Annotated in this window: 20 protein-coding genes; 4 read left to right on the top strand and 16 right to left on the bottom strand. The window is 41.0% G+C overall.

The features are described 5' to 3' along the window. Nucleotides 1-3,699, bottom strand: a complete 3,699-nt coding sequence (addA, locus tag MHI33_RS05810) for a helicase-exonuclease AddAB subunit AddA (RefSeq protein WP_340909804.1) — start codon at nucleotides 3,697-3,699, stop codon at nucleotides 1-3. Further along, complete coding sequence (gene addB, locus MHI33_RS05805; protein ID WP_065098901.1) at nucleotides 3,677-7,186, bottom strand: helicase-exonuclease AddAB subunit AddB; 3,510 nt, start codon at nucleotides 7,184-7,186, stop codon at nucleotides 3,677-3,679. Before addB ends, addA begins: the two co-directional genes overlap by 23 nt. 164 nt (nucleotides 7,187-7,350) lie before the next feature. Here addB and MHI33_RS05800 point away from each other — a divergent pair, with 164 nt between their 5' ends. Further along, nucleotides 7,351-7,797: a ferritin-like domain-containing protein gene (locus MHI33_RS05800; protein ID WP_044139865.1), complete on the top strand. Its 447-nt coding sequence runs from the start codon at nucleotides 7,351-7,353 to the stop codon at nucleotides 7,795-7,797. Nucleotides 7,798-7,993: 196 nt separating this feature from the next. Here the strand turns inward: MHI33_RS05800 and MHI33_RS05795 are convergent, their stop codons facing one another. The 3 genes from MHI33_RS05795 to MHI33_RS05785 are packed head-to-tail and all read right to left on the bottom strand — an operon-like array spanning nucleotide 7,994 to nucleotide 9,715. Beyond that, a complete protein-coding gene (locus MHI33_RS05795) occupies nucleotides 7,994-8,404 on the bottom strand; it encodes a DoxX family protein (RefSeq protein WP_065098902.1) in 411 nt (136 codons plus the stop codon). Nucleotides 8,405-8,460: 56 nt separating this feature from the next. Then, nucleotides 8,461-9,300, bottom strand: coding sequence for a M56 family metallopeptidase (locus tag MHI33_RS05790; protein WP_065098903.1), 840 nt, complete (start codon nucleotides 9,298-9,300; stop codon nucleotides 8,461-8,463). Then, nucleotides 9,293-9,715, bottom strand: a complete 423-nt coding sequence (locus tag MHI33_RS05785) for a BlaI/MecI/CopY family transcriptional regulator (protein WP_003210872.1) — start codon at nucleotides 9,713-9,715, stop codon at nucleotides 9,293-9,295. The genes MHI33_RS05790 and MHI33_RS05785 overlap by 8 nt, the downstream gene beginning before the upstream one ends. Nucleotides 9,716-9,981: 266 nt before the next feature. Here MHI33_RS05785 and MHI33_RS05780 point away from each other — a divergent pair, with 266 nt between their 5' ends. Then, nucleotides 9,982-11,127 carry an AbrB family transcriptional regulator gene (locus MHI33_RS05780; RefSeq protein ID WP_044140720.1) on the top strand — a complete coding sequence of 382 codons (1,146 nt, stop codon included), beginning with the start codon at nucleotides 9,982-9,984 and terminating at the stop codon, nucleotides 11,125-11,127. 36 nt (nucleotides 11,128-11,163) lie between these two features. On the opposite strand, the gene lepB is transcribed toward MHI33_RS05780, so the two are convergent. Continuing rightward, on the bottom strand, nucleotides 11,164-11,676 hold the full coding sequence (gene lepB, locus MHI33_RS05775; RefSeq protein ID WP_041815362.1) for a signal peptidase I: 513 nt from the start codon (nucleotides 11,674-11,676) through the stop codon (nucleotides 11,164-11,166). After that, nucleotides 11,676-12,293, bottom strand: a complete 618-nt coding sequence (locus MHI33_RS05770) for a TVP38/TMEM64 family protein (protein ID WP_080772985.1) — start codon at nucleotides 12,291-12,293, stop codon at nucleotides 11,676-11,678. Before MHI33_RS05770 ends, lepB begins: the two co-directional genes overlap by 1 nt. A 150-nt stretch (nucleotides 12,294-12,443) precedes the next feature. Between MHI33_RS05770 and MHI33_RS05765 the strand changes: the two genes are divergently transcribed. Next, nucleotides 12,444-12,806, top strand: a complete 363-nt coding sequence (locus tag MHI33_RS05765) for a hypothetical protein (protein ID WP_340909797.1) — start codon at nucleotides 12,444-12,446, stop codon at nucleotides 12,804-12,806. Nucleotides 12,807-12,874: 68 nt separating this feature from the next. Here MHI33_RS05765 and MHI33_RS05760 read toward each other — a convergent pair whose 3' ends face one another. From MHI33_RS05760 to MHI33_RS05730, 7 genes are all read right to left on the bottom strand, one after another. Further along, nucleotides 12,875-13,831: an LCP family protein gene (locus tag MHI33_RS05760; protein WP_113768389.1), complete on the bottom strand. Its 957-nt coding sequence runs from the start codon at nucleotides 13,829-13,831 to the stop codon at nucleotides 12,875-12,877. 140 nt (nucleotides 13,832-13,971) lie between these two features. After that, on the bottom strand, nucleotides 13,972-14,916 hold the full coding sequence (locus MHI33_RS05755; protein WP_106064948.1) for a siderophore ABC transporter substrate-binding protein: 945 nt from the start codon (nucleotides 14,914-14,916) through the stop codon (nucleotides 13,972-13,974). A gap of 22 nt (nucleotides 14,917-14,938) precedes the next feature. Then, on the bottom strand, nucleotides 14,939-15,697 hold the full coding sequence (locus MHI33_RS05750) for an iron ABC transporter ATP-binding protein (protein WP_044140715.1): 759 nt from the start codon (nucleotides 15,695-15,697) through the stop codon (nucleotides 14,939-14,941). Continuing rightward, nucleotides 15,688-16,638 carry an iron chelate uptake ABC transporter family permease subunit gene (locus MHI33_RS05745; RefSeq protein WP_340909790.1) on the bottom strand — a complete coding sequence of 317 codons (951 nt, stop codon included), beginning with the start codon at nucleotides 16,636-16,638 and terminating at the stop codon, nucleotides 15,688-15,690. The genes MHI33_RS05750 and MHI33_RS05745 overlap by 10 nt, the downstream gene beginning before the upstream one ends. Then, nucleotides 16,631-17,581, bottom strand: a complete 951-nt coding sequence (locus tag MHI33_RS05740; RefSeq protein WP_044140713.1) for an ABC transporter permease — start codon at nucleotides 17,579-17,581, stop codon at nucleotides 16,631-16,633. Before MHI33_RS05740 ends, MHI33_RS05745 begins: the two co-directional genes overlap by 8 nt. Nucleotides 17,582-17,747: 166 nt before the next feature. Next, the gene (locus MHI33_RS05735) at nucleotides 17,748-18,023 is read right to left on the bottom strand and encodes a barstar family protein (protein WP_044140712.1); all 276 of its coding nucleotides are present in this window, start codon (nucleotides 18,021-18,023) and stop codon (nucleotides 17,748-17,750) included. Nucleotides 18,024-18,087: 64 nt separating this feature from the next. Beyond that, nucleotides 18,088-19,257, bottom strand: coding sequence for an MFS transporter (locus MHI33_RS05730; protein ID WP_340909786.1), 1,170 nt, complete (start codon nucleotides 19,255-19,257; stop codon nucleotides 18,088-18,090). 144 nt (nucleotides 19,258-19,401) lie between these two features. Here MHI33_RS05730 and pdxR point away from each other — a divergent pair, with 144 nt between their 5' ends. After that, nucleotides 19,402-20,841, top strand: a complete 1,440-nt coding sequence (gene pdxR, locus MHI33_RS05725) for a MocR-like pyridoxine biosynthesis transcription factor PdxR (protein ID WP_340909784.1) — start codon at nucleotides 19,402-19,404, stop codon at nucleotides 20,839-20,841. Between the two features lie 35 nt (nucleotides 20,842-20,876). Here the strand turns inward: pdxR and MHI33_RS05720 are convergent, their stop codons facing one another. Both MHI33_RS05720 and MHI33_RS05715 read right to left on the bottom strand, forming a co-directional pair. Continuing rightward, nucleotides 20,877-21,359 carry a hypothetical protein gene (locus MHI33_RS05720; RefSeq protein WP_340909782.1) on the bottom strand — a complete coding sequence of 161 codons (483 nt, stop codon included), beginning with the start codon at nucleotides 21,357-21,359 and terminating at the stop codon, nucleotides 20,877-20,879. 315 nt (nucleotides 21,360-21,674) lie between these two features. Beyond that, nucleotides 21,675-22,781, bottom strand: coding sequence for a D-TA family PLP-dependent enzyme (locus tag MHI33_RS05715; protein ID WP_340909780.1), 1,107 nt, complete (start codon nucleotides 22,779-22,781; stop codon nucleotides 21,675-21,677). Nucleotides 22,782-22,849: the final 68 nt, after the last annotated feature.

Below are 22,849 nucleotides of genomic sequence, written 5' to 3'. Positions count from 1 at the left end.
TTATAAAGAAATTTCTAAATTCCCATCGAAGAAATAGAGAATTTTCTCCTCTAATGTTCTGTTTGTCAAACGTTCTACAGCTTTTGCATATAACGCTATTTGGATTTCATAACGCTTTTTCAAGATCGGTTCAGCAGCGTCAACTGTATATCTGCCTTGTACTCTATCAGTTTTATAATCTAGTAAATATAGCTTTCCATCTGTTTCAAATAAACAGTCAATCATCCCTTGAATCAGAACAGGCTCTCCCTCAGTATCAATATGACTGTATACCTCTTTAACAGGTAACACCATACTAAATGACACTTCTCGTTTCACCCAGTCCGCTTTTAGCAGTTTTTGACCAATTGAAGTAGAGAAGAAAGCAGCAATTCCCTCTTGATTTATTGACTGGATCTGCTCATCTGTTAGCAAGTCTCGCTGCTGTAAGGATTCGAGCAAGTGTCCTATACGTGATTCATCATAGGGCTCCTCAGAAGGAAGCGGGATATGCTGCATCACTGTATGCATTGCGGTGCCTTGTTCTGCGGCAGTGAGTGTTTTTTTCTTCATGAAAGCCGGCCGGTCATACAATGTTGCACGAGCTTTTCGAATAGAAGAAGGAACACTGTACTCATCCTGTATTTCTTTCATTCTTTTTATCTCGGAAACAGACTGCTTTGTGCCGACTTGCGAGGCCGCTAGATACGGATATTTCCATGAGAGCCTCTCTGCCACCTGCTCATCAGCATCACCATATCCTTCAACAGGCAGACCATTGATCAATGCTTGTACAATCTCGTCTTGCTCATTCTTTTCAAGTGACATATCTTCCTTTAAAAGATCAGAAGCTTGCGTAAATGAGATAGTGAATGTAGACGGATGCGAAAGAACAACATCTCCTGTTTCTTCTAAAACAGATGACATCGCTTGATGACGGATGAGGGCAGGGCCAATGAAATCTAAGTATGTTTTCGATTGATACCGTTCAAAATCAGGGAGCAGCCACTCTTCTCCGGTTGCGGCATTTTGCCATTTGCTTAATGCTCTCACCTGATTTTTGACAGAGCCGACCAGAAATAATTTTTCTTTAGCCCTTGTGAGCGCTACATATAGGACCCTTAATTCTTCAGATAATAACTCTTTTCTCATCTTTTTTTTCATCGCCACAAGCGGTAATGTCGCATAACTAATTCTCAGCTCAGGATGGATATACTTGCTTCCAAAGCCTAGTTCTTTATCAAGTAAATAGGACTGGTTTAAGTCCATCATATTAAAGTTCCTGCCGAGGCCTGCGGTAAAGACGACTGGAAATTCTAATCCTTTACTGCTATGGATCGTCATCATGCGCACAACGTCCTCTGTTTCACTGAACGTTTTTGCCGCACCAAGATCATCCCCACGCTCCTGCATTCTTTCAATAAAACGAAGGAATCGAAATAGCCCTCTAAAGGCAGCTTTTTCATATTGCTTGGCCCGGTCATAAAGGGCACGAAGATTCGCCTTCCGCTGCTTACCTCCAGGCATCCCGCCAACATAATCAAGATACTGCGTGTCACGGTAGACTTCCCAAATTAATTCTGCCACCGAATGATTGATAGAAAAATCACGCCACTTGCGCAGTAATTGAAAAAATCGCTCTAGTTTTTTGCATGTAGGGTGATCAGAATGCGTCACACTCATAAATGCCTTTACAGCATCATAATACGTGCCTTTTTTATCACTTGTTCGAATCAGTGCCAATTCATTTTCGTCTAAATAAACAATAGGTGATCTTAAAACAGCAGCAAGCGGGATATCCTGATATGGATTATCGATGACTTTTAACAAAGAAAGAATGACAGACACCTCTGTTGCTTCAAAATAACCAGAGGAAAGATTCGCATATACAGGGATTCCCTGCTTCTTTAATTCCTCCATCATTTGCGGAGCCCAAGGCATAGATCGAAGCAAAATGACAATGTCACGATACTGTAAGTTACGGGTCATTTGCTGCTTTGCATCGTACACTTGAAATGGCTGCTCCACTAATTCTTTTATTTTTTTAGCAATGATTCTCGCTTCAAATTGGACGGTCTCGAGCTCTTCTCGCTCTTCGCCGGGTTCTGTTTCCTGCTGATCTAAGTGGACAAGAAGCATTTCTGTCGTTGTATCTTTGCTTTCTGGATAACTCGCTCCAAGCTTTAATTCAGCTTGTTCATCATATTCAATTTCTCCAACTGTTTCCCCCATCAGCTGCTTGAACAAAAAGTTCGTACTATCTAAAACATCTGAACGGCTGCGGAAGTTTTTATTTAAATCGATCCTCTTCCCTGTTTCTTTGCCGTCTGGTTGAAAGTGTTTATATTTGTTTAAAAAAAGCATGGGCTCAGCCAGTCTAAAACGATAAATAGACTGCTTTACATCACCAACCATAAACAGATTGCCCTCTGCAGAATGTTTCCCCTTAGATACAAGCTTTAAAATCGTTTCTTGTACAAGGTTTGTATCCTGGTATTCATCAACGAGTACTTCTTCAAACTGCTGTTGATAGTACTTGGCAGCTTCTGTTTCGATCAAATGTCCTTCTGCATCCTGCTCCGCTAAAATGCGTAAGCAATAGTGCTCTAAATCCGAAAAGTCGACAATTGACTTTTCCTGCTTCGCTCTTTCGAAACGCTCACCAAATTGGATCACAAGCTCTACAAGTGTCTCCACAACTTGCTTCATTTCAGCTAAGCTTTTTAAATGCTGGGCAGGACTGCGCATGAAATATTCATCTTTTAGTTTTTCTAATTGTTTTTTTGCTTGATTACGTGCATCTGTGGCTTTTTCTATTAAAGCAGGGTCATATTCGTCCCCTTTGCACGTTTTGAGCCTTTTAAAATTGACGTTCGGCAAAAGCTCATAAAGTTTCTCAAAATCATCTTGATGACGGATTAATTCATTAACTTGCTCTAAATCATCTATAAAATTCTCTGCTCTCGGTGCTGGGCCGCTCGGTTCTTTTGATAGCGAAAGAGCTCGTTCAAGCAGCTCCTGGCAGCTCCGGAGAACGAGAGAAAGATCTTCTTTGATATATGGATAAAACGGTAATTCTTCTACTTTTGTTTGAGCATCTACATCATAAAGTGAAAGAAATGCCCGCATCCATTGCTCCGGAGAAGGATGTGATCTCGAAAACTCATAAATTCTCTTCACGAGCCATTGCAAATCTAAGTCGTGACGGTCAGACGTGTAACGATCAACCAATTCAAAGAATGATGGCTTTCCAGCCTTATATTCATCCTCAAACAGTTCGTCTAACACTTCATCTCCTAATAGTTCTCCTTCTGTTTGGTCAGCCAAACGAAAGCCTGGATCAAGATCAATTTCATAGTAAAAGGTGCGCAAAACCTGCAAGCAAAAGGAGTGCAAGGTTGAAATATTGGCTCGATTCATGAGGGACAGCTGCCTTCTCATATGAAGAGACCCAGGGTTTTTGGCTAATTCTTTTTCAAGTGCTTCTGTGATCCGATGCTTCATCTCTGCCGCAGAAGCATTTGTAAAAGTCACAACGAGCAGACGGTCCACATCAACTGGATGTTCAGGCCGGGTCATTTTTCGAATCAGGCGTTCAACCAAAACAGCTGTTTTACCTGACCCAGCCGCCGCCGCAACCAAGATATCTTGTCCTTCTGAAACGATGGCTTCCCACTGGTCATCCGTCCACGTACTGTTATTCGGTTTTGGTATTTGCATACTGATCCCCTTCTTTTTTGATCCGTTCTATCACAACATCATCCTTTTCAGAGGTGAGCACCCTAAAATCATTATCTTCTATTGATTCATCGAATTGGCAAATAGACTTGAATGAACAAAAGCGGCAAGGTGTTTGATCCTTTAATTTATATGGATTAATTGCGACCTCTCCATTTGTAATTCTTTCGCCTGCTTCTTCAAATGTGCGCCGAACGTGTTGTGTGAGTATATGGAAATGATCTTCACTTAAAACTGCCGAATCAGAACGGAAAGACCCATCCTTTTTCAAACCGGCTTGAATGACTTGCGATCTACCTGAATCAAGCGTTTGATCCATTAGCTTTACTGCTTCCACATCTTCAAGCAATAAACCCTTCATTTTAAATTTCTTGAATATTTCCTGCTCAATTTCATCCTCTGCAAGTGGAATCGGTGCTTGAATGAGCGGATCATGAATATGGAAATATAAAATGCCAGCAGGCGTTGCTTCTACGCCGAGCCACTCTTTCGAATACGTAATGGTTAGGTCTAAGTATGTGAGCATTTGCAAGGCAAGACCATAGTATACTTCTGCTAGGTCAAGACCTTTCTCACTGGATTTGTAATCGACGATTCTTAAAAGCAGCCCTTTTGAACCTTCTGCTTTATCTACCCTGTCAATTCTTCCGACAAGCTCCATCGTGCAGCCATTCTTTAATTGAAAAGTAAACGGCGGCAAAGGCCCTTGGCCCCCAAAACCTAACTCAAGCCCTACTGGAGAAAATCCACTCAATTTGGCATGTTCACTTAATATAGAAGAGACTCGAATTAAGATTTTCTGAAGCTTTTCTTTAATATAAGCATGCCGATTAGAGCTTAATAGAATCTCCTTTTGAAGACGCGGAGCAAGCTGTTCGATTGCATATCTTGAGTAGTTTACACAATCTTCCTTCGTTAGGTTTTTCCAATCCTTTTTTTGTTCAACTAGCGTATCTGAAATATGCTTCAAAGCCGAGTGAAACAACTGGCCAATATCGGGTGCTTCCAATTTGTAAAATTGTCGATCCTTTAGTTTTAAACCGTGGGAAGCAAAGTGAGAAAATGCACACGCATTGAATTTCTCCATTCTTGAAACACTGCCCTGAATATGGTCACCGTAAAGTTCTTTTGTGACATTAGGTTTTAATGGCTGCGCTCGATTTGTAAAAAACAAACTTGACATGATGTTTTTTGATACATCCCGATGAGGAGATGTCATTAAGTAGTTATAGACACTCCACCATACACCGCTAATGGGATATTGATTGAGCCATTGCTGCAGCTGTGAGACGGTATACGACAACGAAACATGCTCATTCGCTACAAATTTTAATTGCTCCTCATCTTCTAGCTGTTCTGGATCTAACACATAAAGAGCCTGCTGATGATTTGGCATAAGCTCTTGGCAATACTTGATGAGTGTCGAAGGCAATAGAGAACGTCCTTCTGCATCAGAAGCCGCATAGGATAGATACAAATGTCGGGATGGACTTGATAACGCTTGGTAAATTAAAAATTGCTCATCTAGCAGCCGTTCCTTTCCTGTCTCTGCTAGCTCTGCTCCTGCTCGTTTTAACCATTCTCGGTCATCCTCAGACAATACACTCTCATCAGAGGGGCGTGCGGGAATAACGCCATCATTTACACCAATGATAAACGTACACTTCACTTGATACATTCTGGATAAATCCATACTTCCGATAAATACTTGGTCGAGTGAAGGCGGAATCAAAGCGAATTTTAGAGAAGCTAATCCTGTATCTATCATCTGTTGGAATAAAGGAAATGAGAGCTCTTCGTCACCTAGCATGTCAACAAATTCATCCATTAATTGAATCACCGCATCCCATACTTGCCCGTGCTGCATTGCTTCAGCTAATCGACCTGCTTCTTCAGCCTCAAGCCTCGCTTTTTCAAGCTTATCTGGTACTTGTATCTCTTCTAAAAAGACATAGACAGCCTCTACCATGTCCCTTACCTTTTGCGCTTTTTTGAGCCCTTTTTGCAACTGGTAAAGCGGGGGCGCGATCCATTCTTTGACGTCATTTAGCATTTGTTCCATTTCAATTTCTTGATCTGTTTGTCCGAAATCCTCATCTAATGATTGGAAACGCCTGTAATGAAACCGGGAACCGTTTGTCCAGCGCTCTCCTTTTACACCATAAGCAATACAATAGTTTTCAAGCTGATCTGCATGCTCTCTCGCTTTGTTCTTAGTGATTTCAGCCGGAAATAAGAACTCTGTTTTCACGCAGCGAAATACCGCTTCATACCGCCAATTTCCTTTTATGACATCCAAGCTCGAACGAATCAATTCGATGAGCGGATGATACTGCATCGATTCATTTCCATCAATAAAAAAAGGAATATCGTAATCTCTAAAAACCTCTTTTAACGTATCTTTATAGTCATCTACATGCCGCGCTACAATCGAGATATCTCGCAGTCTGAGTCCTTTTTCTCTCACTAAATCAAGAATATCTCTTGCTACTCCCTCAATTTCAGCTCGTTTATTTGCACTTTTAGACACTGTGAGATGAGGGGTGTTTTCCTGATATGGCTGCACGGGCCGCTGCTCATATTGGTGTTCTAAATAAGCAAGATCTGGTGTATAAAGGTGCCGATGATTTCTTTCAAAAATGTTTTCAGAAATGTCAGCTCCGCACTCTTTAGCAAGCTGATAGAGCTGGAAATACGTTTTACCTGTCATACGAAATAAATCAAGTTCATTTGGCTGCCTATCATGATAGGATCGATCTACTGTGAAAGCCGCAGTTATTTTTGCTGCATGCAGCAAGAGCTGTTCAATGACAAGAAGCTGCTGCGGTGTAAATTGATAAAAACCATCTATATAGATGTGTGCTCCTTTTATTTCTTCAGCTGAAGGAATTTGCTGGGCAAGAAGAGTCAAATAGTCTTCTGAGTGCACATATTCATCTTGTAAATGCTGCTCCATCTGCTGATAAAGAACATGGAGATCATGCAATTTTTCGGCTGCCCGTCTTTCTTCTGTATACTCTGAATGCATGCTAGACGCTGAAATTTTCTCAATATCCTCCGGCAGCATACAGTATCTTTTGAATTCAGCCATCGTTTTTTCGATTTGCTCCACAAACCCCGGCTTATCACTCGCTTTTTTGAATACTTTAAACTTGTCTTTCTGCTCTTCAATCACTTTTCTTAAAAGCATTTGAATTCCTGTGCTTGTCACAAATTGCCGGTTCGCTCCACCAGTCTGCTGTAAAATAGACCAAGCAAGACGAGTGAAACTAAATACTTTAGCTCTGATCATTCCACCAGCTTCAGACGTTTTCGCAAGCTCATATTCCATTAAAAATGTCATTTGATCCGGGACTAAAAAAATGATTGGCGGACCCAACGGATCAAGCCGAAGCTGTTCTTTGATTTCCTCTAAGATTGCAGTCGTTTTTCCACTCCCCGATCTGCCTGCTAAAAACTGAATCTCCACGTTCCACAACACCTTTCTTATGTACTCATATTCTAGCGAAAATAAAGGTAAATAGCTATTTTCCTATCACGTTCCCATTCTCCTTTCTGAAAAAAACATAGGCACCTTTCCTCACTCTTTTCATATCATAAACCATCATGAACTAAAAGGAGGCTGGCAATATCATGTATTACGGTTACTATGACTACTCGCCTTATGACATGCGCCAAAACACAAGAATCATTTCAGACCTTGAGAAAGCGATCAATGGTGAGTATTCTGCGATCCAATGCTACGAAAAACTTGCCCAAAAGGCAAAAAATCCTGAAGCAAAGAAGATCATTCAAGAAATACGCCAGGATGAAGTCAGACACTATCAACTATTTTCAAAGCTATATTATTCTTTAACAGGTAAAAACCACAAACCAAGCGTAACAGAACCTTGTCCAGACCAATTCAGAGAAGGACTTATGTTTGCCTTTAAAGATGAACAAAAAACGGTCGATTTTTACTTAAGCGTATCAGACTATGTCCGGGATCAAGGAACAAAAGAGCTAATGAAACGTATCGCTCAAGATGAGCAGCAGCACGCTGTATGGTTTTTATATCTTTTAACGCACCATGCATCATAGATAGTCCTATTTTAATAGGAGATCGTATGTTCCGTCAAAAAATGAAATCGATATTTCGTTCATTCAATCTGTCAAAGAAAGCGCTAAATATAGCAAAGCCTCACATCCCTTCCTTATTTTCAAACGAGAAAATGAGAATTCGACCATTAAAAAAACTCCTCTGCCACAAAGAGCAGAAGGAGTTTTTTATCATCTTTTAATGAAATTTTGCTTCATTGCTTTGCTGCTGATGCTTGAGAATCCCATCAATTGATAACAGCTTACTGCCACTAAGAGTTAAATAAAGCGCCATGACGAAAAGCGAAAGTTCAAATTCATAACCACCAACAAATCCTTTAGAAAAACCAACAGTGATAATCGCTACTGCCATAATTGGTACGAATAATGCTGCGAAAATACGTGTTCCTAGACCTAAAATCAAGGCGATACCACCGACTAGCTCAATTGTCTTGACAATGTAGGCCATGAATTCAGGTACACCGATTTGTCCGAAGAATGCTGCTGTGCCTCCCAGCCCTTCTTGATATGCCTGAAGCCCATGTAAAAAGAAAATAATACCTAAAATAACGCGTACAAAAAGTGTTCCTATTTCTTGATTTGTTTTCATATAGTGATTTCCTCCTGTTTTTACACTACATAATGTAATGTTAATAAGTAAAAAAATTAGTAATTAAGGTTGAGCATAATCATTAAGACCACCATCAGAATCGCTGAAGTGACGATTGGAATCATTGGTACATTAAAAGGAATATTGTAAGTTGGATTTAAAATTTTTTGTATTCTTAAATTCAATGCCCGATCCCCAAAGGACACCGCAAACTTTGTTTGTTTTTGAAACTGGGTTCTCTTTTTAATCAGCTTCAAAAGGGCCTGCCCTACTCCAAGCTCAGTACCTGTCTGCTGAATGGCATAGTCATCTGCAATCACTTCACGAAAAACAGAGTAGCTTTGTCTCATATGCTTTAACACTGGAATGTACCAAATGACTTTTGTGAGCATTGAGAACATGAAAGCCTTTAAAGGATCATAGCTGTATTTGTGATGCAATTCGTGATGAACAACAGCGTCAATCTCTTCTTCATCTAGCATGTCCATGAGAGCTGTTGATAAATAAACCTTTGGGTGAAGCATCCCCATTGCAAAAGCAAGCGGTTCATGACAATGAAACACGATGATGTCATTGGCATATTTCTCAGATAAAGATTCGGTCGACTGGTGATCGACTGCAAGCATCAGATTTTGCTTGAATTGAATGTACTTTTTGATTTGTTTCGTCATATAAAAAATCGCAAAACCCAATGTGTAAAAGACTAAGGCATCCAGAAAGTATTTTAAAGGAGTGAACCCATAGAATTCGAGCACAGACTGGCATACATGGATCAGGTTATATGCTTGACTCCAGCCAAAAAAGCTTGAAAGTACGTAATACCCCATCTGATAAAAAATGGCTAAACCAATCAATATACCGCCTGAAAACAGCAGACTCGACTTCATTTTATTCATTTTGCTGCTCCTCTTTTTTAGACGCTAGTCGTGCTTCTAGTACTTTGAGTAATTCAGGATCAGCACTTTCAATCGCATCCACCATATGATTCACTGCCAGTGGACCGAAATCGTCCATCAATCCTTGTGTAATCCATTTTGTTTGCTCATTTAGAAATTCTTCTTTTGTTAAAATAGGATTATAAATAGATGAGCGCCCTTTTGTTTTTTTCTCCACAATTCCTTTTTCGGTTAAGCGGTTCAGCACAGTCATCACGGTGTTGAAATTAATCGGCTTCTCATCTGACAGCTTTTGCTGCACCTCTTTAATCGGCATATCCTCACCTTCATAAAGGATCTCCATAATTCTTCCCTCTAAAGGACCAAAAAAACGATTCAATCCCTTTTCATTATATTTAAAAGAAGGAATTTTCATGTTATCACCTCACACTAAGCATTGTAGTGTAATTGAAAATGATAGTCAACTGATAACATAAATAGGGGAAAATCGTTGTATATTGACTTTGTTTTTGGTAAAAATTATATCTTTCTTTATAAAAATATACTAACCATTTAGCGATAAGATAATCTTATGAAAATAGTGAAAAAATTCGTATTTTATTTATAGAGACTTTTGTATTATAGTGAAGTTAACAACATTTCACTTACTGAACAAACATATAGGAAGAAGGTTTACATGTGATGAAACAAGGAAACAGCCTTCGAACCGATCTCATTCTCATTGCGATAAGCGGTTTAGGTGGATTTCTTTTGTCTTTAACAGGTATGTCTATTGGCTGGATGGTAGGTACATTAATTACAGCAGCTTTTATTGCTATGCGCCGCCCCACCCTGTTTCAGCGTAAAGGAACCAGCACCTTACGTATTCACAGCAGATGGCTGCTCCTTGGTCAATTCATTCTCGGAATCGAACTCGGACAGAAAATGAATATGAAGGTCCTTCACATTTTCGCTGAAAATTGGCTCCCTGTGAGTTTCATGCTCGTCTTTTCTATTCTACTGGCGATGCTCTCAGGCTTTGTCTTATGGAAGCTGAGCAAAACAGATATGCTGACAAGCTTTGTCGGAACTGCCCCCGGCGGTTTATCCGCTATGCCGGGGATTGCCCAAGAGGTGGGAGCCAATACAGCTGTTGTGAGTCTTGTGCAAACGATACGTGTATTAATGGTTGTACTCACTATCCCATTTACAGTGTTTTATTTAAATACAAAAAACCAAGCGGATGCGGCTGTAGTTACGCAAGGGAGCGCTTTTTCTTCGGGTGTTTTCACCCTTTCAAACATCTCTTGGACCGCTGCGCTTATTTTAGGTGCCTGGCTCATGTCACGCCTAGCAGTTCGTCTTCATTTCCCTGCTCCTTGGCTGATCGGCAGCATGCTAGGCGTCGCAGCTCTTCAAGTTGGTGCGGGCGCACTCATAGGTTATGATTTGATTCCTTATTGGCCGGCACAAGCGAACATTGCGTCTCAAGTATTTCTAGGTGCAACCATTGGTTCAAAAATGAATAAAGAGATGTTTGTCGGGCTAAAAAACACTCTCATTGTGGCTGTCGTCAGCTCAGCTGGGCTAATTGCTGCGACTGTCCTCAGCTCTATTGCCATTGCTGAAATCACAGGTATCTCTGTCATTACAGCCATTCTTGCTTTTTCGCCTGGCGGTATTGCAGAGATGGCAACAACTGCAGTCACACTGCACGAGGATTCTACCTTTGTTGTGGCTGTACAAGTCGTCAGAATTATTCTCGTTATTGCAATGCTGCCACCGTTTTTCCGGTTCTTACACCATGTATGGGCAAAAAGGCAGCCTGATTATAAAGCCGCAAAATAAAAAAAGAGACGCTTTGCATGTGCAGAGCGCCTTTTTTTATTCGCTGGTATTCCTTTTGACACCGACAACTTGATCCTTTGAAATGGTGCCAAAATGCCGGCTGTCAAAGCTATGTATTCGGTTATCTCCGACCACAAAGTAATGATTGTTTTTGATTTTATCGTCTCCTGTGATGGCTTTCAGCTGAAAATCCCCTGTCAGGACGTTCCCCATTTTATGTTGTTTCTGCTCTTTTAAATAAGGTTCCTTCTTTTTTTCACCATCGACAAATAACTGATCATCTTCATACTTGATCGTTTCTCCTGGGAGTCCAATGACCCGCTTGATCAAGATTTGATTTTTAGGTCCGTGAAATAACACATAATCAAACCGGCTAATTTTCGTGAGTTTTGGCGAGAACTTATTGATTAATAATTCTGTTCCATCTGTAAAAGTTGGGTCCATACTAACCCCTTCTACTTTGTACGTGACAAACATGAAATTCTTTACTTGGAACAATAAGACGATGCCTGTAATAATCATCAACCATAGCAATGGCTTCTTTTTCATTAAGAGCCTCCTTTGTCCTCACGTTTACTCATTCGAATGTTCAATCTATTTTCTACTCTCTTTCCAACATACCATAATAACGCAATAACTAGAACCGCAAAAACACTTCTTAACGGATTCTTAACTAAAGCAGAAAGATCATAACCAATAAAACTAATGATAAAAAGCATGACACACTTGCCAGATAAAGTAGCTAATGAGAATTGCCAAAAACTAATTCTTGATAAACCTGCTACAACATTGACGGCAGCAGAGGGCGTGAAAGGAAAGCAAAGTAAAATAAATAATGGACCAAACCCCCGCTTCTCCACCCAAAGCATCAATTTTTTAATGGAAGGATGCCTGCTGATAAAGTTGAGCATTCTCATCTGTCCAAATTTTCTGATCAGTAAAAAGACAAGAATAGACCCTGCACTTGCGCCAATCCAGGTCAATAAAAATCCTTCCCAAAGACCGAATGCATTTGCATTCGCTACAGCAAACGCAACGAGTGGTAAAAACGGAAGAAATGCTTCTATTAAAGGGAGCAATATGGCCACAATCGGTCCAAAGGCCTTGTAGCTCTCAAAAAATGATGTGATATTTTCGTGAGTAAATAGAGAAAGAAATGATGTCAACTTGTTTGACTCCTTCAAGATTTGTCTACTTTTCATTTTACATGGAAAACATAAAAATATACAAATGAATCCCCCCCTTGAGATTATTTGACTCATTCGGTATAATAAACAAGAACATGTGTTCTATCAAGAAAGAAAGCAGGCTTGGACATGACGAGACTATCAAGAATACAGCTTCAGATGATGGAACAGGCCATCTTTCTTCCAATGGTCGTCTCCATCCTCAATCGTGATTTGACTCTCTTAAAACAACATCAAACATTCAAACTAAATGAACCATACATTCAGCTTGTGACCTCCGCCTTAAAGGAAGCACAGAAAGCACTTTATGAACTAAAGCAGCATTTACGTAAAGAAAAAATGAAGGTACAGCAAATTGAACACGATGAAGGATTTACAACGTATCTATTTATCATGGATGGCTATGAAGAAACACATAAATACTTTAATCCACGTATACGTCACCGGGTAGAGGAACTACTGACTCGTTATTTTCTTCATCAAGCGAATTGAAGTTGCTTCATTGTCGCGCTTCCCCATTCAAAGCAAAAAGCCTGCCACAGCGGCAGGCTCCTACTTATTTATGATAATTCAAGCTGTTCTCTCAGCTCTGTTCTCACTTCTTCTAATCCAGCGCCATCTAACTCAAAGTAATACACATTCCCAGGCTGATAATCATGGCCCTTTAGCTGAATGGGATCCACTGATTTCAATGAGCTCAATAATGGAAAAAGACCGATAAACTGCTTCATGGACAGATTGGTTGAAACATTATCACCAAGTGTATCAATGATGTTGTCATAGGATGGGATCGAAGAAATAGATTTAGACTTTTCAAAGATGGCTTGAAGTGCTTCCATTTGGCGCTTCCCGCGCATGAGGTCACTATCTGCCTTTCTCGTTCTTACAAAGGCTAATGCTTCTTCGCCATTTAACGTATGTGTTCCTGTTTGCACATGAACTTTCCCTTTTGAATCCTTTTCCATTTGTTTTGCGATACCTTCATCTTCAATCGTTACTTCAATTCCATTTAACTCATCTACAATGTCTTGAAACGCCTTAAAGTTCCCTGAAATCACATAGTCTACCGGAATATTCAACAGGTTTTCGACCGTTTTGACTGACAAATCTGCACTCCCAAACGCATGGGCGTGGGCGATTTTATCATATCCTCTTCCCGGAATATCTACATAAGAATCACGAGGAATACTAAGGAGCTTGATGGTTTTCTCTGTTCGGTTCACAGCCGCCAGTAAGACCGCATCACTTCTTGCTTCGTCTACCGTTTCACCTGGACGGCTGTCAATTCCAAGCAGCAGGACCGAGAAGCTGTCCTTTCCTGGATCAAAAGCTTTCACACGCTTTTGCGAGGTGTCTCCTCTTTCTAATGACACTTGCGCCTTATTCGACGCTTTTGAAATTTTATAGTAGGCATATCCTGTCACGGATATTGCCATCACCATGACAAATGCCATGATAAACAGCACGACTTTCACCCAAGGTCTCAGCCTTCTTTTTGATCTTGTTTTCTCCTTCATCCTTTCCGAACCCTCACTCTATCTTAGTCTATCAATGTAGGTTCCACTATAACATATTTCAATGAAAGTTTCCTGCACGCAACATATTTTTATGAATCCACAATAAAAAAAGCCGCTCAGTATGAGCAGCTTTTCTTCCATTATTTTTGGTCAATTCCTTGTTTTACTTCATCAATCATGGCAGTCAATGATTCAAGGCCGCCGCCAGATAAATACCACATGTCAGAGTTCAAATACACCACATGGTTGTTTTTGACCGCTTTGACTGATTTCACATAATCATTCTCAACAAGCTGTTTCGCAGAAGTTTCTTCTCCGATCGCTGCGCCTCGATCAATGACAAATAAGTAATCCGGATTCGTTTTGACCATGTACTCATACGAAATGCTTTGCCCGTGTTTGTCAGATGGCTCAAGCTTTTGATCTGCCGGCGTGATACCAAACACATCATGAATGAGTCCGTATCTTGACTTAGCACCAAAGGCTGTCATTTTACTGTCGTTGGCCATGATCACTAAACCATTCTGTTTCAACTCTTTTGCCTGTTTCTTTAATGCATCTACTTTTTGATCAATAGCTGCTAGTTCTTTTTTGACTTCGTCTTCCTTATCAAAAATTTCCCCTAACGTCGTGGCATTCTTTTTAAATGATTCCATATAGTTGGCAGTATCTACATCCATCAAAATCGTAGGAGCAATTTCAGAAAATTCATCGAATGCATCTGATTGACGTGACTGAATAATAATCAAATCGGGCTTAATCTCTGCAATTTTTTCGAAGTTCGGCTCTTTTAAACCGCCGACATTCTCATATTTGTCATCCTCATATTTGGATAGATATTTTGGGACCACTTGTTTTGGTAATGCTGTCACATTTACACCTAGCTTGTCTAACGTATCAAGACTTCCCATATCAAACACGACGACTTTTTTCGGGTTTTTCTTGATCTTCACGCCATCTTTATTCAGCATGTCTTTTACCGTGACGGTTTCCTCTTTTGTTCCTTCTGTTTTTCCTTGGTTCCCGCAGGCAGCGAGTACAACAATCGCTGTTAATACAGTCATCATCCAAATCCATCTTTTCATACGTGATCACCTCTTCATTTTTTTAAGAAAAATATAAGCAAATACGCTCACCGTGAATGACTTCAATCGGTATGCGCATGTCATAAATTTGTTCAAGTGCATCTGCTTGAATCACTTCTTCTACTCCGCCTTCTTTGATCACCTGACCATCTTTTAAAGCGACGATATGATCGGAATACACAGATGCAAAGTTAATATCATGGAGAACCACAACAATCGTTTTCTCAAGATCGTTGACGAGCTGCTTAAATAGCTTCATCATCTCAACAGAATGATTCATATCCAAGTTGTTTAAAGGCTCATCTAAGAAAATATAATCCGTATCCTGAGCCAGCACCATCGCAATAAAGGCTCTTTGCCTTTGTCCTCCGCTCAGTTCATCTACATATTGATGCTGGATATCGGCAAGCCTCATGTATTGGAGGGACACATCAATCATTTTCTCATCCTCTTTTGTCAGATGGCCCTGTGAGTAAGGAAAACGACCAAAGCTGACAAGTTCTCGAACGGTCAGGCGCACACTCATGTGATTGGCCTGCTTTAAAATGCTCATCTTTTTTGCTAGTTCCTGTGGTGGGTACGCGCTATATGGCTTGTCTTCTAAATAAGCTGCACCTGAGTCTGGCTGAATCAAGCGGCTCATGATTGATAAAAGTGTGCTTTTCCCCGCTCCATTGGGACCAATGAGAGAGGTCAGCTGTCCTTTTTTCACACTGACAGTTGTTTTGTGAAGCACTGTTTTTCCGTTATATGTCTTACTGACTCCCTTCATCACGACCATGAGCGACTCTCCTTTAAAAGTAAGTAAATAAAATACAACCCGCCTACTAAATCAATCAGGACACTCAGCGGCGTTTGAAAAGTAAATACCTTTTCTACAAGAAACTCCCCGCCTACAAGGGCAATCACACTGATGAAAAAAGAGCCTAGTAGCAAGTATGTATGCCGGTACGTCCGAAAGAGCTCTCGTGCGACATTTACGACGAGTAAGCCAAGGAACGTAATCGGTCCGACAAGTGCTGTTGCGATGGACACAAGAACGGCTATCACGATCAGCATCTTTTTTGTGATGCTGTCATAGTCAATTCCCAGATTCACCGCATGCTCCTTCCCAAGTGACATGACATCTAATTTGGAGCGGAATGTCCAAATGTAAAGGCACAGCGCCGCAAATAAAACAGAAGCAATGAGTAAGATATCTGTGTTCATGTGATTAAAGCTTGCAAAGGATTTATCTTGTACGACCTGGTATTCATTTGGATCAATCAGCATTTCCATAAAAGAAGAAAGGCTTTTGAACAATGTCCCAAAGACAATACCAACAAGCAGAAGCAAGAAAATGTGTTTATTTTTGCGTTTGAACATCACCGTATATAACAGCACAGAAAATAGAATCATCAGCCCAACGCAAAGGAAAAAATTCAGGTTTTTATTGACGATCATAAAATTGGTCGAGCCAAACAGATAAATAATCGCTGTTTGCAAAAACAAGTATAGTGCGTCTAAACCCAGTATGCTCGGCGTTAAGATTCGATTGTTGGTCAAGGTTTGGAAGACAACAGATGAAAAGGCAATTGCGCCTCCAGTCAATGTCATCGCCAGCACTTTCTTTAATCGACTTGGCACTGTGTACTGCCAGTACCCCATTTGAAAGGTAATGAAAATCACGATCAGTACGGCTGCAATGGCTGCAATCAGGCATAATGTTCGTTTCTTATGCATAGCGTTTCCTCCTTAATAACATGTACAGGAAGATCCCACTTCCGATGATGCCTACCATGAGCCCAACTGAAATTTCATATGGATAAATGATCACCCTTCCGAGCACATCACAAATCAGAACAAAAATGGCTCCTAGTAAGGCTGTATGCGGAAGGCTCTTTTTCAAGTGATCGCCGCGGTAGATCGATACAATATTCGGAATGATTAAGCCTAGGAATGGCAGCATCCCGACAGTTAATATGGTGACAGATGTAATCATCGAAACAATCACCAAACCAACCGCCATCACACGTTTATACGTTAAACCTAAGTTGATGGCAAAGCTCTCACCCATACCCGCCACTGTAAAGCGGTCAGCATATAAATACGCGATGATCAATAGTGGAACACTCACATAGAGAAGTTCATAACGCCCCTGAACAATAAGAGAAAAATCCCCTTGAAGCCATGCGGATACGTTTTGAATCAGATCATATTTATAGGCTATAAACGTAGATATTGAACTGACAATCCCGCCAAACATTAAACCGACTAAAGGTACATAGATCGTATCGTTCACCTTAATATGCCGCAGGATTTTTAAGAAAAGAAGATTCCCAGCTAAAGTAAATAGAAACGCGATTCCCATTTTCATGAGCGGGCTCGCATGTGTAAAAACAAGCATTGCTGCTAAAATACCAAGCTTCGCCCAATCCATCGTTCCTGCAGTGGTTGGTGAAACAAATTTATTCCTCGTCATGCTTTGCATAATAAAGCCGCATAAACTAAGGCTCATGCCAGCAAGCACAATACTCATGAGACGCGGGATGCGACTTGAAACTAACGTATGCACTTGTTCATCTGTTAAATGAAACAGCTGTAAAATGGACAGATCCTGTACACCGACAAACAGTGATACACATGCCAAACACACAAATAATAAACTTAATTGATACAACTTCATACTGGTTTCTCACTTTCTATCTAGCTCTTTCCACTAAAAATGATTATCATTATCAATTAAACGACAATTCATATATTATCACATCTAGTAAAATATTCAAATAGCAGAATGAGAAAGACGGAAACTCATAAAAAAACAGCCTGCGGTAGCGGCTGCTTTTTCACCATTATTGAATACTCACTTGAAATTGTCCCTTCAATTCCTCTTCTGCTTCTTGAAATAACTGCTTTACGCTTTCTGCATACTCGCCAAGAGCGTCCTTGCTTGTGTCAAAATTCACCCATGTTAGCTCTACTGGCAGATTTACTTCTCCTGTCAAACAGTCCCATAGGGCATCAAGATTTTTCCCGTAATAGTCAGGAAGGTGTAAAACTGTTTTTAGTTGGTCATGAAGCTCTTCTTGCGACCTGCACGATGCGCCGTCCAGCTGCACTTTTTTCATGTCATCTTCCCCTCTCATGCCTTTATTCTAAACGAATGGAAAGAAAAAGAGAAAGCAAGACTCCTCATTTTTGTTTCTGTTTGACACTCGAGATCAAAAGGATGAGACAAGCTGCCAAAACGACCAAGAAAAAGACGGTTAACACCATCTGGGTTCCGTACAGATCAGCGAAAAGCCCGACAAAAACACTTGGAAGTCCCAGACCTAAATAGGCAAACAAATAAAAACCTGCAACGGCTCTAGCTGCCTCCTTTTTTCCCCGCTCGACAATAAGCTGAAGACCACCTAAATAAGTAAATCCATAGCAGGCAGTTCCCGCAATCATCGTTCCGGCAAGCACAAGAATGATGGACCCACTATTTGCTCCAAATAGCAAGAGACCGTATCCGCATGGAAGACAGATAAATCCGGCAAGGAGCGCTGCTGTGCTATTCATTTTGCGAACAAAAGGCTGCATCAGGACACCTGCCATATTAATCAAAAACAGTGCCGGACCTACCCATAATTCATATCCATTCAATTTAAGCTGTGCTGGCAAAACCGAAATGACGAGGCCGCACACCGACCACGCGACAGCAATCGCTGCATTCGCTGGCATTGTTCCTTTTGGAAATGTTGGCATATTCATCATCCGTTTACCTGAATCTCCTTGTACAGGTGGAACGAAAAAGAAGACACCCACGATCGTTAGGATTAAAAAGCCCAGCACAATCCAATAACTAAGCGGCGCAAGCGACACATGCTTAAAAGAAAGAAGTGCCGTAAAAAGAGCACCGCCCCCAAAGCCAACCGAACTGCATAACGCAATAAAAGTTGGAATCCAGCTTGATTTTTCTGGATATAAAGCAATCAAATAAGCGGTGCATGTACCAACACTCAGGCCAAGCCCCACCCCTTGCAGCAGCCGGGCCAAAAAGAGCATCTGAATGGTAGGATGTACGGTCATCAATAAGGTAGCACATAACGAAAAACTAAGTGCGACCAATAAAACCGGTTTGCGTCCAGCCCGGTCAGATATCCCGCCAAGAAAAAGCAAAACTGGAATCAGTCCGAAGACATATGCAGCAAATACAAAGGCTGTAGCTGCTTTTCCGTACCCTGCTTGTTCGGCATACAACGTATAAAGGGGCACCTGCAGATTCACTGCGGTTGTAATCATAAAAAGACCAAATAAAACAAATATAAATGGAATGATGGATAGGGGTGCGATTTCTTCTTTAGATGCAGGGATCATTTCACTCTCTCCTCTAGTCATAAGCATATGAGAACAGTGTACACACCTTTTGGCTTACTTCCTATATCCAAAAATGACGCTGTTGACCACTCCATATTTCCGTGTCATCATCATGTTATATGTGACAATGAGAGAAGGTGCCCGATGTATATTTATTTAGACCGCTCAAGTACTACCCCGCTCTGGCAGCAAATCGTGACTGGGATCATTCAACAAATTCATTCCAAAAAACTGAATCCTGATGATCAGTTAACACCGACACGCGTATTAGCACAGGAGCTCAATGTATCAAGATCAACTATACAGCTTGCTTATGATGAACTGCTGGCAAGAGGATATGTCAGCACATCTAGAAGAGGCGGTACGAAGGTTATTTCGAGTGACCACTATGCAGCCTCCGCTCCCCATCAAGGTGAGCCTCCTTTTCCTCTTCCAATAAGACCACACTTTCAAGAGGCGGAGAAACAAATGAACCACTGGCTGTCGGCCAATCAATTTCATGAAAAGCTTGATATTGATTTTCGTCATCAGGAACCAGCCATCGATGAACATTTCCAAAACATATGGAAACGCTCGCTCATGAAAGCTTTACAGCGATTAGAGATGAAAGATTGGGGCTATTCCTCCCCGCATGGTTTATGGGAAGTACGTTCAGAAATACGCCAATACTTATCTGTAGAACGAGGTATCGATGTAGAAGAGGATCAAATCGTGTTAACAGGAGGCACGCAGCAAGCCATTGATTTGATTTCACAGGTATTGCTTAAAAAAGGCGATACAGTAGCTGTTGAAGATCCAGGCTTTCCTGGAGCAAGGCTTTCCTTTATGCATCGTGAAATGAACATTTATCCCGCGCCCGTCGATGAAGAAGGAATGATGGTGAATACATTGCCACGGCGAACAAAGCTGATTGCGGTGACGCCCTCCCATCAGCGTCCAACCGGTGTATGTATGAGCGTCAACAGAAGGCAGCAGCTGCTGAAATTTGCCGTCAGCCATCAGTCTTATATACTAGAGGATGATTTTGATGGAGATTATCGTTATCATGGCGGACCGCTTCCTTCATTATTTTCAGAAGCACCCGACCATGTGATTTATATCTTAAGCTTCTCCAAAGTACTGGCACCCGGCATCCGCCTTGCTGCCATTATCGGCTCCAAAGCGATCATAAAAGAAATCGCTTCCTTGCAATCACTCATTCAAAGACAGCTGCCCATTATGGAACAGATCACACTCGCCTCTTTTTTCAGAGAAGGAGAATTTACGCGTTATGTCAGGCGAATGAGACAGCTATATAAAAAAAGACAGGCTGCCATGATGGATGCCCTTTTGACACAACAATTTGACAAGCACTTTCATATTTATGGAACAGATACCGGTCTTCATGTCTTTTTGGAAGGAGCGCTAGACTTTGACGAAAAAGGCAGTATTGAAGCAGCAAAAGCAGCAGGTATTGGCATTTATCCATTAAGTCCTTATTGTTTTGAGAGCAATCGAAAAGGATTACTGCTAGGCTTTGCTTGTACGGACGAAAACATGATTCAAGATGGTGTGCAGCGCTTAAAGCAAATACTTTATATGTAAAAAAAGCCTGGAAGTCCGCCGCCTTCCAAGTTTTTTTATGTTGATTGCTGAATGCGGCCTACTTCTTCAATAAATGCAGCTGCCCTCTGCAATCCATCTTGGAGATGATGAGTAGCGGAAATAAACAGCTTTTCTTGATCTGGACGCTTTAATAGCTGCTCCACCTGACCAATTCCTTTTTCAAATGAATGAAGACCTGTCTTTAATTGTTCATCTGCCTTTTGATAAGCGGCTGGAACTTCTTGATGAGCAAGCCCCTTTTGAATCACACGATCAAAGGCTTTCGTCGCCTTTTTCAATTTTTTATTTGCTTGGATCTTTCCCTGTCCATCTGAAATAAATTGGTCGGTCATGTTTTCATAAGCTTCATTTAACTCATCCATATAACGCTGAACCCACTGTTCATACGCAGCTGCTTTTGTGTCTTGTTTTGAAGGCGATTGACCTGCTTGCTGACAGGCTGCTAGTAAGGTCACTGTCAAGGTGAATAACAGCAGCAATTGCGATTGTTTTTTCATACAGAGCCTCCATTTCTTATTCCCATTCGTTCATATCGGTCAAAATAGGAGGATCCTTTACCACATACGAACACTTTGCAAGAAATGATTTCTTTTATTGTAACAGACGGCTCGTGTCACTTCTGTGATTTATGAATAATTGCTTAAAAATACGTCTAAGGATCCACATTTCTCTGTCATTTGGTGGACAGTCTACCGACACACACTCAATAGACGACTGGATATATGGATTTGGTTTCAACAAATTCATGTGCATGGTGGATGTTGTCGTGTCATCATAATGATGCCCCAACGAAGTCGCCTTGTCCTGTTGATTTATTGAAGTTTACCTTTACAAGCAATGTCAAGCTCTTCGACTACTTCACCATCTTGGATGAGATAGGCTTTTTCATGGAGATTGACAGCGGGACAAATATGATTTGGAATGATTTGCACCTTCTCACCGATCTGGACAGTCTGACGGAAGCCTTCGTGATAAATGATGGCATGCTCATCAAATACACTGGAAACAAATACATCATCAAAGTCTTTTACCTTACCTAGTCCCTTTGTTTTCGTCAGCCCTTTTGTACGGGTTTGAGCCGTGAGCCCTTTGGCTCCAACATCTGTTATGACACGAGTCTTTGTTGGCTTACTAATCACCGTCGTCAGGACAGCTGCTGCGCAATGTGAAAAAGTGCCGATCACATTGGACTGAGAGGCATCCATGAAGATGTAAGTACCTGGTCTGATTTCGGTCACTCCCTTGGGAATATCAAATTGAAATAAGAACGGCGGTGTTGATCCTATGCTCACTACCTCTAGCAGCATGCCTGATTCTTTTGCAATCTGTGCAAACCGAAGCGTTCGATACACAGCGTCTTCATATAATGTTTGACAATGCGCTTTACTTTCCGCCTTGTATGTATGACCATCATGAGAAAAAATCCCCTTTAAATGAACGAAGTCACATGTTTTTATCCCCTGCAAGATTTGACGGAAATCATTCTCTTCAATGACACCAGACCTCTCTTCTCCAACCTCTATCTCAATTAAAACCTCCGCTTTTTTCTCTGCTCCACGAAAGACATCTTCAATTTGAAACACATGCTCTACACAATCTATTCCAAATGAAATGTGTATCGACTCTGCCAGCTTTCGAATTCGCTTCAGCTTTGTCTCACCTACAATTTGATTGGCGATAAAGATATCTGTTAGCCCATGCGCTGCCATCACTTCCGCTTCCCCTACTTTCGCTACAGTTAAGCCAGATGCGCCCATCTCCTCCTGCACCTTTGCAAGACTAGGTGTTTTATGTGTTTTCGTATGAGGACGCAGTTTGACTTGCTGACGGTCCGCATATTGCTGCATAGCAGCTAGATTCTCCATCATCACCTGTTTATCAATTAATAGCGCCGGTGTATCTAGTTCATCATAACTCATCATCATATCCCCTTTCACTGCTGCACATTACATAAAAATCTATACATTTCAATTAAATTATATAATTT

It is taken from the genome of Bacillus sp. FSL K6-2971, assembly GCF_038006405.1.
GTDB lineage: Bacteria > Bacillota > Bacilli > Bacillales > Bacillaceae > Bacillus > Bacillus pumilus.
This window is presented reverse-complemented; position numbering and strand designations above follow the sequence as displayed.